This window comes from Mangrovicella endophytica (assembly GCF_002893625.1).
Classification (GTDB): Bacteria; Pseudomonadota; Alphaproteobacteria; order Rhizobiales; family Rhizobiaceae; genus Mangrovicella; species Mangrovicella endophytica.
This window is the reverse complement of record NZ_PKMZ01000006.1, coordinates 100,915-113,218: the sequence shown is the minus strand read 5'-3', so window position 1 is coordinate 113,218 and position 12,304 is coordinate 100,915. Positions and strand designations below refer to the sequence as shown.

11 protein-coding genes are annotated in these 12,304 nt (G+C 66.6%); 7 read left to right on the top strand and 4 right to left on the bottom strand.

Going from position 1 to position 12,304, the window contains the following annotated elements; translation table 11 throughout:
* The first annotated feature begins 34 nt into the window (after positions 1 to 34).
* On the top strand, positions 35 to 967 hold the full coding sequence (locus C0R46_RS14495) for a TIM barrel protein (RefSeq protein WP_102960360.1): 933 nt from the start codon (positions 35 to 37) through the stop codon (positions 965 to 967).
* 238 nt (positions 968 to 1,205) lie between these two features.
* On the top strand, positions 1,206 to 1,712 hold the full coding sequence (locus C0R46_RS14490) for a cupin domain-containing protein (RefSeq protein ID WP_102960359.1): 507 nt from the start codon (positions 1,206 to 1,208) through the stop codon (positions 1,710 to 1,712).
* Positions 1,713 to 1,787: 75 nt separating this feature from the next.
* Here C0R46_RS14490 and C0R46_RS14485 read toward each other — a convergent pair whose 3' ends face one another.
* Complete coding sequence (locus C0R46_RS14485) at positions 1,788 to 2,378, bottom strand: TetR/AcrR family transcriptional regulator (RefSeq protein WP_102960358.1); 591 nt, start codon at positions 2,376 to 2,378, stop codon at positions 1,788 to 1,790.
* Positions 2,379 to 2,924: 546 nt separating this feature from the next.
* Here C0R46_RS14485 and C0R46_RS14480 point away from each other — a divergent pair.
* From C0R46_RS14480 to C0R46_RS14470, 3 genes are all read left to right on the top strand, one after another.
* Positions 2,925 to 4,160, top strand: a complete 1,236-nt coding sequence (locus C0R46_RS14480; protein ID WP_102960357.1) for an efflux RND transporter periplasmic adaptor subunit — start codon at positions 2,925 to 2,927, stop codon at positions 4,158 to 4,160.
* Between the two features lie 72 nt (positions 4,161 to 4,232).
* Positions 4,233 to 7,409 (top strand): efflux RND transporter permease subunit, encoded by a 3,177-nt coding sequence (locus C0R46_RS14475; RefSeq protein ID WP_102960356.1) that lies wholly within the window; start codon positions 4,233 to 4,235, stop codon positions 7,407 to 7,409.
* Positions 7,410 to 7,577: 168 nt separating this feature from the next.
* Positions 7,578 to 7,943 carry a cupin domain-containing protein gene (locus C0R46_RS14470; protein ID WP_102960355.1) on the top strand — a complete coding sequence of 122 codons (366 nt, stop codon included), beginning with the start codon at positions 7,578 to 7,580 and terminating at the stop codon, positions 7,941 to 7,943.
* 104 nt (positions 7,944 to 8,047) lie between these two features.
* On the opposite strand, the gene C0R46_RS14465 is transcribed toward C0R46_RS14470, so the two are convergent.
* Positions 8,048 to 8,953, bottom strand: coding sequence for an AraC family transcriptional regulator (locus tag C0R46_RS14465; RefSeq protein ID WP_102960437.1), 906 nt, complete (start codon positions 8,951 to 8,953; stop codon positions 8,048 to 8,050).
* A 99-nt stretch (positions 8,954 to 9,052) separates the two neighbouring features.
* On the opposite strand from C0R46_RS14465, the gene C0R46_RS14460 reads away from it, so the two are divergent.
* The gene (locus tag C0R46_RS14460) at positions 9,053 to 9,808 is read left to right on the top strand and encodes an SDR family oxidoreductase (protein WP_102960354.1); all 756 of its coding nucleotides are present in this window, start codon (positions 9,053 to 9,055) and stop codon (positions 9,806 to 9,808) included.
* A gap of 90 nt (positions 9,809 to 9,898) precedes the next feature.
* Here C0R46_RS14460 and C0R46_RS14455 read toward each other — a convergent pair whose 3' ends face one another.
* Positions 9,899 to 10,492 carry a TetR/AcrR family transcriptional regulator gene (locus tag C0R46_RS14455; protein WP_102960353.1) on the bottom strand — a complete coding sequence of 198 codons (594 nt, stop codon included), beginning with the start codon at positions 10,490 to 10,492 and terminating at the stop codon, positions 9,899 to 9,901.
* A 78-nt stretch (positions 10,493 to 10,570) separates the two neighbouring features.
* Between C0R46_RS14455 and bdcA the strand changes: the two genes are divergently transcribed.
* On the top strand, positions 10,571 to 11,278 hold the full coding sequence (bdcA, locus tag C0R46_RS14450; protein WP_102960352.1) for an SDR family oxidoreductase: 708 nt from the start codon (positions 10,571 to 10,573) through the stop codon (positions 11,276 to 11,278).
* Between the two features lie 61 nt (positions 11,279 to 11,339).
* Here the strand turns inward: bdcA and C0R46_RS14445 are convergent, their stop codons facing one another.
* A complete protein-coding gene (locus tag C0R46_RS14445; RefSeq protein WP_102960351.1) occupies positions 11,340 to 12,272 on the bottom strand; it encodes a LysR family transcriptional regulator in 933 nt (310 codons plus the stop codon).
* Positions 12,273 to 12,304: the final 32 nt, after the last annotated feature.

Genomic DNA, 12,304 nt, shown 5'->3' with positions numbered 1-12,304 from the left:
CGTCTCGCACCGCCGTGCCGACCGGAGCCTTCCCATGCCCCTGACGCTCTCCCTCAATACCAATCCGCTGGTGAACCGCTTTGCCGATCCGGACGACCTGATCGGCACGGTGGCGCGGGACCTGCGCATCCGCGACCTGCAGCTGACCCACGAGTTCATCAACCCGTGCTGGCCGGCGCCGGTGATCCGCCGGCTGACGCGGCAGATGGACAAGGCGCTGGAGCGCACCGGCGTGCGCGTCACGAGCGGCATGACCGGTCCCTATGGCCGCCTCAACCATTTCGGACATCCGGACCGCGATGTGCGCCGCTACTATGTCGACTGGTTCAAGACCTTCGCCGACATCACGGCCGATCTCGGCGGCACCTCGGTCGGGACGCAGTTCGCGATCTTCACCTTTGCCGATTACGACGATCCGGCGCGGCGCGAGGACCTGATCCGGATCGCGGTCGACTGCTGGGGCGAAGTCGCCGAGCACGGCAAGCGGGCGGGCCTTGCTTACGTCTTCTGGGAGCCGATGTCGGTGGGCCGCGAGTTCGGCCACACGATCGCCGAGTGCATGACTTTGCAGGATCGGCTGACATCGGCCGGGCTCGCCATCCCGCTCTGGATGATGGCCGACATCGACCATGGCGACGTGACCTCGCCGAACCCCGACGACACCGACCCCTATGCCTGGGCCCGAGCGGTGCCGAAGGTCTCGCCGATCATCCACATCAAGCAGTCCAAGATGGACAAGAGCGGCCATCGGCCGTTCACCGCCGAGCACAATGCCAATGGCCGCATTCAGCCGGAGCCGCTGCTGCGTGCTTTCGCGGAGGGCGGCGCGGTGGACAACGAGATCTGCCTTGAGCTCTCCTTCAAGGAGCGCGAGCCGGACGATCGGCGCGTTATTCCTGCCATCGCCGAAAGCATCCGCTACTGGGCGCCGCATATCGACACGGGCGAGAGCAGCCTTCGCGTTTGAGCGGCAGCGGGCCTACCAAAGCCGTTGGCCCGCTCGTCCGCGACGATCCCCGCGACCGTGCCTTAGACGAGGGCCACGCGCGGATGGGGCTGCATCCGAGCTTCGGACAATTTCGAGGCGGAGGCCGCACCCGGCGCGAAGGCGCTAAATGGCTTGCGCGACACTAGGCAGCGGATGATTGGTCCTCGACCCCGCCGGCTCCTGGGGGAATGATGCCGCAAGCACAGGGAGAGCCGCGATGAGCCACGACCATCAACATTCGCACGGGGCTGCGGACGGCGAGCCGCGCTGGAAGCACGACGGCATTCGCGTCATCAAGGGCGATGCGCTGGACTCCAACACGCCTCAGACGCCCGGCATGTTCCGGCAGGCCGCAATCAACGCCGCCCGCGTGGGCGCGCAGAAGATCTGGGCGGGCACCGTCAGCATCGCGCCGAATGCCAAAACGGGCGTCCACCATCACGGCGCGTTGGAGAGCGTGATCTACGTCGTCAGCGGACGAGCGCGGCTGCGCTGGGGCGACAGGCTGGAATTCGTCGCCGAGGCGGAAGCCGGCGATTTCATCTTCGTGCCGCCCTACGTGCCACATCAGGAGATCAATGCCGATCCCTCTCAGGTGCTGCAATGCGTGCTGGTGCGGTCCGATAACGAGGCGGTGGTGGTGAACATCACCGATGTCGATCCCGTCGAGAAGCCGGAAGAGGTGTATTGGGTCGATCCGATCCACCGCCATCCGCACGGGTAGCGGTGGCTACGGGATCCGGTTGCGGTCGTGCGGATCGTGGCGGTCGCTGGTCGCTGCGAGCCGTCGACGAGCACCTTACACCGGCGGCCATGTCCGCATGGTCATTTCGACCACGCGGCGCAGTTCCTCCTTGCTCGCGCCACTGGCAGCCTGGACCGCGATGCCATTGCCCACCGACATGACATAGCGCGCCAGATCCGCGGGGTCGGCGCTTGGCGGCAGGTCGCCTGCGTCGCGCCATTCGGCCATGCGCCGGCACAAGGCAGCCTCGTTTTCCGCCCGCCGCAAGCACAGTTCCTGCCTGATACGCTCGCCTGCCGCGCTGCAGACGAGGGCTCCTTGCACCATCAGGCAGCCTTTGGGCATATCCTCGGCCGCATCCACCCCCGCTAAGCCGAGGAGCAGCCGCTCCACCGCCCGCCGTGAGGTCGGCTCGTTCAAGGCGCCGTAGGTGGCATCGGCATGCTGCGCGGCATAGCGATCCAGCGCCTTTCGGAACAAGTCCTCCTTGTTGCCGAACACCGCGTACAGACTGGGCTTGGCAATTCCCATGGCCTCCGTCAGGTCCGCCAGCGACGTTCCCTCGTAGCCCTGACGCCAGAAAAGCTCCATCGCGCTGTCGAGCGCTTCGTCAGGGTCGAACTCGCGCGGACGACCGAGTGCCATCTGCTTGCCTCCTCCGGCTGTGGGGCCACACCGGCCGCCATTAACTTTTATACCTATCGGTAAAATAGTCCGTTGACAGCTGCAGTCCAACCCCCTAATTCATTCCATACCGATTGGTAATGAACAAAGATAGTTCCTTGCTACCGGAACCGTCGCTCCCATTCACGTGCGGTTCCGAGTGGGTCGGTGCCGAGCCGGCACCTCGTACAGATAATCCGCCGGCGTATCGCCGAGCGGCGGGTGGTTGCGCGGCCTGAACGCTGCACTCCACCCGGATCCAAACCATAGAAGGCCAGCAAAGGCTCCGCGACTTCTCAAGGCGCGGCAACGACGCCTTGCGTCCTCTCGCCCAGGAGACCCGTCCATGAACCGCAGCATTGCCGCCGCCGACGCCGCCGTCTTCCTATCTGCAGGTCTTAGCCTGGCCTGCAACTTCGTCCCGGGCGTCCGCAGCGTCTGACCCGACATCCGCTCCAAGAACGCGCCGCAAGCCCCTTGTGGACCCTCGTGGGTCCTGGCTCGCGGGTACTCAGAAGAGATCCGTCCATGCTGAAACTGCAGACCGTCCTGAACCGGCTTTCCGCAACCGTCGGCGGCCTCACCGCGGCCACCCTTGCGCTCGCCTTCCTGAGCGTCGGCATCCAGGCCGAGGAGAAGGCAACCGCTGCCGGCACGGAGTCCGCAGCGGAGACCACTCCCGCCGCGCCCCCCGCCATTCCCGCCTCGGTCGCCCGCGTGGAGCGGCGGCCGGTGGAACTCTGGCAGCGCTTCTCCGGCCGCCTCGAAGCGGTCGAGCGCGTCGAGATCCGCTCGCGCGTCGCCGGCGCGGTCGAAGCCGCCCATTTCCGCGAAGGCGCGCTGGTGGAGAAGGGCGCACCGCTTCTCACCATCGATCCGGCACCCTATGAGGCTGCGGTCGCACGCGCCGAATCCGACCTGAAAGCCGCACGGGCGCGTCTCGCCTTTGCCAGCGGCGAGCGGGAACGCGGCGCCCAGCTGCAGGGCAACCGAACGATTGCCGCATCGGAATATGCGCGCCGCGTCCAGGCTGCCGACGAGGCAGCCGCGCAGCTTACGTCTGCCGAGGCAAGCCTTCGTACCGCCCGGCTCGATCTGTCCTATACTGCCATCCGTGCGCCGATCTCGGGCCGCATTGGCCGTCTGGAGGTGACCGAGGGCAATCTCGTATCGGCGGGCGCCGGCTCGCCGGTGCTGACGCGCATCGTTTCCATTGATCCGATCTATGCGACCTTCGACGCCGACGAAGCCTCGGTCGAGCGTCTCCTGCGCACCGCCGGCGGCATCGATGGCATCGAACGCGTTCCGGTGGAGATGGATCAGGGCGATGGCAAGGTCGTCCGCGGCCGCATCCAGCTGGTAGACCCGAGCGTCGACCCCGTGAACGGAACGGTCGCGATCCGCGCCAGCTTCCCCAATCCGGACGGAAGGCTTCTGCCGGGCCAGTTCGCCCGCCTGCGCCTCGGCGAGCCTCGCGCGGAGCCCGCCGTGCTCGTCTCCGAGCGGGCGGTGGGAACCGACCAGGACAAGCGCTACGTCCTCGTCGTCGACGGCGACGACACGGTGCAGTACCGCGAAGTCGATCTCGGACCGGCCGCGGGCGACATGCGGGTCGTCGAGAACGGTCTGAAGGCCGATGAGCGCGTGGTCGTCAACGGACTGCAGCGTCTGCGCCCCGGCGCGAAGATCGCCCCCCAGATGGTCTCCATGGAGACCGGCCGCTCGCTCGACCGGCAGGCCAGCGTAGATCCCAAGGCGCGCTAGCCAGCCCCGCCCGGCGGAGCCCGTCCCCCGCTCCGCCGGGCGCCTTTTTCCTTTCCAAGAAAGCCCGCTGCGATGAACATCTCCCGGTTCTTCGTCGACCGCCCCGTGTTTGCGGGCGTCCTGTCCATGATGATCTTCCTGGGCGGCCTCCTCTCGATCTTCGCCCTGCCGATCTCGGAATATCCCGAGGTCGTGCCGCCGTCGGTCGTGGTGCGCGCGACCTATCCCGGCGCCAACCCCGCGGTGATCGCCGAGACCGTCGCGACCCCGCTGGAGGAGCAGATCAACGGCGTCGAAGGCATGCTCTACATGTCGAGCCAGGCCACCACCGACGGCGCGATGCAGCTCACTGTCACCTTCCGCATCGGCACTGATCCCGACCAGGCTCAGCAGCTCGTGCAGAACCGGGTGGCGCAAGCCGAGCCTCGCCTGCCGGAGGAGGTGCGCCGCCTCGGCGTCTCCGTGGTGAAGTCCTCGCCCGACCTGATGCTGGTGGTGCACCTGACGTCACCGAACGGGCGCTACGACCTCACTTACCTGCGCAACTACGCGCTGCTCAACGTGCGCGACCGTCTGGCGCGCATCGACGGCATGGGCCAGGTCCAGCTCTTCGGCTCGGGCGACTATTCCATGCGCATTTGGCTCGACCCAGAGAAGACCGCGAGCCGCGGCCTGTCCGCCACCGACGTCGTCACCGCCATCCGCGAGCAGAACGTCCAGGCTGCAGCGGGCGTCATTGGCGCCTCGCCGAGCGTGCCGGGTGTCGAGTTCCAGCTGTCCGTGAATGCGCAAGGGCGCCTCAAGGATGTGGAGGAGTTCGCCAATATCATCGTGCGCACCGATGCGGCGACCGGCGCGATCACGCGCATCCGCGACATCGGGCGGGTCGAGCTCGGCGCATCCGAATACGCGCTGCGCTCGCTCCTCTCCAACGAGCCGGCCGTCGCCATCCCCGTGTTCCAGGCGCCCGGTTCCAACGCCATCGCGATCGCCGACGAGGTGCGCAGCGTGATGAGCGAGATCAAGCAGACAATGCCGGACGGCGTGGACTACGAGATCGTCTACGACACGACGCAGTTCGTGCGCGCCTCGATCGACGCGGTCGTGCACACGCTGCTCGAGGCCGTGGTGCTGGTGGTGCTCGTGGTCGTGGTCTTCCTCCAGACCTGGCGCGCTTCGATCATCCCGCTGCTCGCCGTGCCGGTCTCGATCGTCGGCACATTCGCCGTGATGCATCTCCTCGGCTTCTCGATCAACGCGCTCTCGCTGTTCGGCCTCGTGCTTGCGATCGGCATCGTGGTCGATGACGCGATCGTGGTGGTGGAGAATGTCGAACGCAACATCGAGAATGGCCTGCAGCCCCGCGAGGCGACCTACCAGGCCATGCGCGAGGTGTCGGGCCCGATCGTCGCGATCGCGCTAGTCCTGGTCGCCGTATTCGTCCCGCTCGCGTTCATCTCGGGCCTGACCGGGCAGTTCTACCGCCAGTTCGCGCTGACGCTCGCCATCTCCACGGTGATCTCGGCCTTCAACTCGCTGACGCTCTCGCCAGCGCTGGCCGCTCTCCTCCTGCGCGGCCACGACGCGCCCAAGGACCGGCTGACGCGCATCCTCGACGGCTCGCTTGGCTGGTTCTTTCGCGGCTTCAACCGCTTCTTCTCGGCCTCCTCGCATCGGTACGGGAAGGGTCTTGGCGGCGTCATCACGCGCAAGGGCATGACGCTGGGCCTCTATGTGGTCCTGGTCGCGCTGACCGGCGTTCTCTTCCGCACGGTCCCCGGCGGCTTCGTGCCGGCCCAGGACAAGCAGTATCTCGTCGGCTTCGCGCAGCTGCCGGATGGCGCTTCGCTCGACCGCACGGATGCGGTGGCGCGGCGCATGGGTGAGATCGCGCTGAAGGTGCCCGGCGTGGAAAGCACGCTCGCCTTCCCGGGCCTCTCGATCAACGGCTTCACCAACTCCTCCAACGCGGCCGTCGTATTTCTGACGCTGGCTCCCTTCGAGGACCGCCAGACGCCCGAGCTGTCAGCCGGCGCCATCGCGCAGGCCTTGAACGGCCAGTTCGCAGGGATCGAGGAGGCCTTTACGGCGATCTTCCCGCCCCCGCCCGTCCAAGGCCTGGGCACGATCGGCGGCTTCAAGCTGCAGATCGAAGATCGTTCCGGCCAGGGCTTCCAGGCGCTCGACGAGGTGGTGAAAACCTTTCTCGCCAAGGCCTACCAGACGCCCGAGCTGACGGGGATGTTCACCGGCTACGGCATCAATGTGCCCCAGCTCTACGCCGACGTCGACCGAGCCCGGGCGCGCCAGCTGGATGTGCCGATCACCGAGATCTTCAACACTCTGCAGATTTATCTCGGCTCGCTCTATGTGAACGACTTCAACGAGTTCGGGCGCACCTACTCGGTGCGCGTCCAGGCCGACGCGCCTTATCGTGCCCGGGCCGAAGACATCGGCAACCTCAAGGTGCGCTCGAACTCCGGCGCGATGATCCCGCTCTCGGCCCTGATGAGCGTCAATCCGGTGGCCGGGCCCGAGCGCGCGCTGCGCTACAACGGGTTCCTGGCCGCCGACGTCAACGGCAATGCCGCGCCCGGCTTCTCCTCGGGCCAGGCGCGGGAGGCGGTGGAGCGGATCGCGGCAGAGACCCTGCCGCCGGGCTTTGCCTATGAGTGGACGGAGATCACCTATCAGGAGATCATCGCGGGCAATTCCGGCGTCGTGATCTTCCCGCTCGCGATCCTTCTCGTCTTCCTCGTGCTTGCCGCCCAGTACGAAAGCCTGACCCTGCCCATCGCGATCCTCCTGATCGTGCCGGCCGGGCTCTTCTCGGCACTGGCGGGAATCTGGCTGACGGCAGGCGACAACAACATCTTCACGCAGATCGGACTGATCGTGCTGGTGGGACTGTCGGCCAAGAACGCCATCCTGATCGTGGAGTTCGCGCGCGAGCTGGAGGCGGAGGGGCGCAGTCCCCGCGAGGCGGCGATCGAGGCGGCGCGACTTCGCCTGCGCCCGATCCTGATGACGTCGCTCGCCTTCGTCATGGGCGTGTTGCCCCTGGTGCTCTCGACGGGCGCAGGCGCGGAGATGCGCTCGGCCATGGGCGTCGCCGTCTTCTCCGGCATGATCGGCGTCACGCTGTTCGGCCTCTTCTTGACGCCACTCTTCTACGTCCTCGTGCGCGGACGGCGGACGAAGCAGGCTGCTCCCGCCGCGATGCCCCTGGCGCTCGGCCACGAGTCGTAGCGCAGGATCGCAAAGGCCCGAAGAAGGGTGATGCCGCGGTTTGCGCGGCATTGCCCCTTACAAAGGCTAATGACGCTCTTTAGCAAAATCAGCTTCCCACCCCCGTGGCACGGCAGCAGTTGTCAGGTGTCCAGCCCCCTCTCTCGCCTCAAACGAAAGGAATAGCTGATGAACTCGGTCAATCTGGTCGCTGCCGCCGAGGCCCTCACCGAGCACTGGTCGCCCAAGGTGGTCGGGCGTGTGAACGACCAGTATGTCAAGGTCGCCAAGCTCCTCGGCGAGCTTACCTGGCACAAGCACGATGACGAGGACGAGCTCTTCCAGGTCCTGCACGGCCGCCTGCGCATCCAGTTCGAAGGTGGGCGTGAGACCGTACTGGAGGCGGGCGAGTTCTGCGTGGTGCCGAAGGGCACCCTGCACAACCCGGTTGCGGACGAGGAATGCTGGATCGTGCTGATCGAGACGGTCACGACGAAGCATACGGGCGACGTCGCGACATTGCGCACCAGGTCGATTGAACAGCAGCTGGCGTGATGGTGCGGGGTTTGGCGCACGGCGTGCCCGCTCGAAGCCGCGCCCGGCGCATGGACGCCATACAACCGATCGCTCGCGGCTGGAGCGCTCGGCAGCGGACGGTTCTAGCTCGGTATAGACGCGCCCAGGCGCGCGAACTGCATCGGCGGCACGCCCACGATCCGCGTGAAGGCAACGCTGAAGGAGCTGGCGGAGCCGTAGCCGACCGATTGCGCGACTTCCTTGACCCCGCCCTCCCCACGCCGCAGCATGTCCCTGGCGCGCGCCATTCGCCACCTCAGAAGGTACTCCATCGGCGGCACCCCCACCTCCTTGCGAAACCGGTCGAAGAAGACCGAACGCGAAAGGGACGCCGCCCGCGCCAGTTGCTCCACGGTCCAGCTCCGTCGGGGATCCGCATGGATGCTTCGTATGGCATTTGCCAGACGCGCGTCTGCAAGCCCCCTGAGCAAGCCCGGTTCAGCGGCAGCGCCCAATGTCGCGCGCAGCGCCTCGATCAGGAGCACCTCCAGCAGCCGCGCGAGGACCATCTCCCGGGCAGGTCGTGCGTCCTGCGCTTCATTTCTGACGAGCTGGACGAGAGTCGCGATCCGCTTCAGGTCCTGAACGTGGATGAACTCGGGAAGCAGAGACAAGAGCAACCCGGCATCCGGAGAACCGAAGGCGAGACGGCCGGCGAGCATGCGCACATTGGTCGGCCCTTCCGCATCGCCATGCCTCGTCTCGTCGTCCAGCATCGTGTGGACCGTTTCTCCCTTGGGCGGGCCGCCATCGAGGCTGGACATCGTGAAGTCACGTGCCGTGGGCACGAGGACGAAATCGTTCGCCCTCAGCTCAATCTCGGGCCGTCCATCCAGGGACAGGAGCACGGATCCCTCCAGGATCACGCAGAACAGCGGATCACCGGTGACCGAGACGTCGATGCGCCATGAGCCGGCGCCGCTCGCCTGCTTCGAGAAGGGCAGGCTCGGCTGGAGCAGCGCCACGACTTCCGCGAAGGGGTCAGTCAATTCAGGACTCTCGCGAATACCAACAGGACTTCCAATGATAGGCAGTCTCATCAACAGCGTCCACATGTCGTCCGTGCCATTGCACGCCAAGGAGACACCATGAACACCGTTCTTATCACAGGCTGCTCGTCAGGCTTCGGGCTCGACATTGCGAAGCACTTCCTCAACCAGGGCTGGAAGGTCGTCGCGACGATGCGCACGCCCAACGAGAGCGTTCTCCCGGCCTCGGAGAATCTGCGTATCCTCCCCCTGGACGTCCGCAGCGACGAGAGCGTCCGGCAGGCGATCGAAGCGGCGGGACCGATCGACGTCCTCGTCAACAATGCGGGCATCGGCTGGCTCAGCGCGCTCGAAGGCACGCCGATCGACGTGGCCCGCGACATCTTCGAGACCAACACGATCGGGACGATGCGGACGATGCAGGCTGTCCTGCCGCAGTTCCGCGAGCGCCGGTCGGGCACGATCGTCAATGTGACGTCCACCGTCACGGTGAAGCCGCTGCCGCTCCTGTCGGTCTACACCGCGAGCAAGTCGGCCGTGAACGCCTTCACCGAGTCCGTCGCCATCGAGCTTGAGCCCTTCGGCATCCGGGTCCGCATCGTGCTGCCGGGCCTCGCGCCTGAGACGAGCTTCGGCAAGAACGCGTTCGGCCGCATGGAGGAAGAGGGTGGGTTCCCCGACGCCTACGCGGACTACATCAACGCGACCGTCGCCCAGATGCGGCAGCACTCCGGACCTATCACCAAGTCAACGGATGTTGCCGAAGCGGTCTGGCGCGCGGCCACCGATCCGAGCTGCCCGATGAAACTTCCCGCAGGCGCCGACGCCGTGGCGGCCGCCGACTGGGAGAGCTGAGCCGCGCCGCTGCGGGCGGTGCGAAGGTCGGCGGAGCAAGCTCCCGCCGCCCTTCCCATCAATCGAGCCAAATACCGCTGTCGCAGCGTCTCAATCCGCGAGTGCCTGCCGGATCGCCGCCGCTGCCAAGCGGGCAGTCGCAAGAAGCTGGTCGGCTCCATGTCCGCTTCGTGCCTTGGCGGACAGGCCAAACATGGTCGTCGCAACGAAGTCCGTCAGGCGGTCGGCCTCCTCCGGATGGCGTGCCGCGATATAGGCCTTGATCATGTCTTCGGCCGCCACGTTATAGGCACGAGCCGCCTCGCGGGCTTGCGCATCGTTGCACCGGGTTCCTTCCACGACCAGGCAGCCGGCCGTCGCGGGATCAGCGGCATAGCGGCGAGCCGCTTCCTCCAACAAAGCCGCGAGGCCCTCAGGGACGGGCCGCTCGGGCCGCAAGATGTCTTCGAAGGGTATGGCGCCGGTATCGGCGTAAAGGTCCAGGATACGAGTGTAGAGGCCAAGCTTGCTGCCGAAGGCGGAATAGAAACTCGGTGGATTGATGCCGAGCGCTTCGGTCACATCCGTGACGCTGACAGCATCATAGCCGTGGGCCTGGAAGAGATGCTTGGCCGTGGCGACGGCCTCGTCTGGATCGAAACGTCGAGGCCGACCGCGCGGCCGGGAGTTTTTTGTACTCGTCATTATAAAAATCGTTGACCGTGTCTGCCTGCGGATTTATGTAGCGCCTCCTAACTTAATCCTCAAGAAGAGGCGGTATCGATGTTTCAAGGTAAATCCGTGCTCGTGCTCGGCGGCAGCCGCGGGATCGGCGCTGCGATCGTGCGGCGCTTTGCGAAGGATGGTGCGGCAGTCACCTTCACCTATGCCGGATCGCGCGAGGCAGCCGAGCGTCTGGCGGACGAGACCGGCAGCAAGGCGGTCCGCACCGACAGCGCCGACAGGGACGCCGTGATTGCGACCGTGCGCGAGAGCGGCCCCCTCGACGTTCTCGTCGTCAATTCTGGCTTCGCGGTCTTCGGCGACGCGCTCGAGCAGGATCCGGACGAGATCGATCGGCTGTTTCGGGTCAATGTCCACGCCCCCTACCATGCCTCGGTCGAGGCGGCGCGACGGATGCCCGAAGGCGGGCGGATCATCGTCATCGGCTCGGTCAACGGCGACCGCATGCCGGTCCCGGGGATGGCGTCCTACGCTCTCAGCAAGTCCGCCCTCCAGGGCTTAGCACGGGGCCTGGCGCGGGACTTCGGGCCGCGCGGCATCACGATCAACATCGTACAACCCGGGCCAATCGACACGGATGCCAATCCGGCAGACGGTCCGATGCGCGAGCTGATGCACAGCTTCATGGCGATCAAGCGCCATGGTCGGCCCGAGGAGGTCGCCGGCATGGTGGCGTGGCTCGCAGGCCCGGAGGCGGGCTTCGTCACCGGTGCGATGCACACGATTGACGGCGCCTTCGGCGCCTGACCGGCGAAGAGCGTCCTAGCCCGGTGCCCCGGGCCAAGGAAGCCGAACCGGACGGCGGCGCTCACTCGGGCGCCGCTGCTCGCATCTGCTCCCGGAAGGTCTCGTGCAGCGTCAAAAGGAACGCGCGCACGGCCGGGTTGGTCCGGCGGCTTGCTGGCCAGAGCGCCGTGATGTTGTCGCGCAGCACCGCAAAGGGCGACAGGACCGGCACCAGCTCGCCGCGTGCGACGTAAGGCGCGGTGACAAAGGTCGCCGCCATCCCGATGCCGCCGCCCGCCACGAGCATGGCGATCAGCGCCTCGCTGACGTCGACCGACAGGCCGGAGGCAGGCGTCATCTCAACCAGCCGGCCGCCGATCCGGAAGGGCCATTGCAGGATCTGGCCGGTGCTCTGGTAGCGCAGCGTAATGGTCTCGTGGCCGGCGAGATCGTCCGGGTGCTGCGGCGTGCCGCGCGCGGCAAGATAGCCAGGCGAGGCGAAGCAGCACAGGCGATGCGGCGCGAGCCTGCGCGCCAGGAGGCGCGTGTCGTCGAGCTCGCCGATCCGCACCGCGATGTCGATCCCCTCCTCCACGATGTCGACCATCCGGTCGCTTAAGCGGAGATCGATGCTCACCCGAGGATGTCTGCGGCGAAAGGCCGGCAGCGCAGGCGCAATCACATGCTGGCCGACCGGCAGCGGGGCTGCGATCCGCAGCGAGCCGGCCGGCTCGGAGCGCGCAGCCATCGCGGCCTGCTCGATTTCCTCCGCCTGGCGCAGCAGTCGGACGGCGCGCTCGTGCAGTTCCCGCCCCTCGGCGGTCAGCGTCAGCGAGCGGGTGGTGCGGGTGAAGAGCGCCACGCCGAGATGCGTCTCCAGCCGCTGGATGCTCTTGCTGACGGCCGAGGGCGAGATCGACAGCGCGTGTGCAGCCGCCGTGAAGCTGCCGAGCGAACCGGCCCGGGCGAAAGCCGCAAGACCGGCCAGCCGCTCCAATGCGATCTGTTCCTTCATGGCATGATTGAAATGTCGTCAGCCTCAATAAT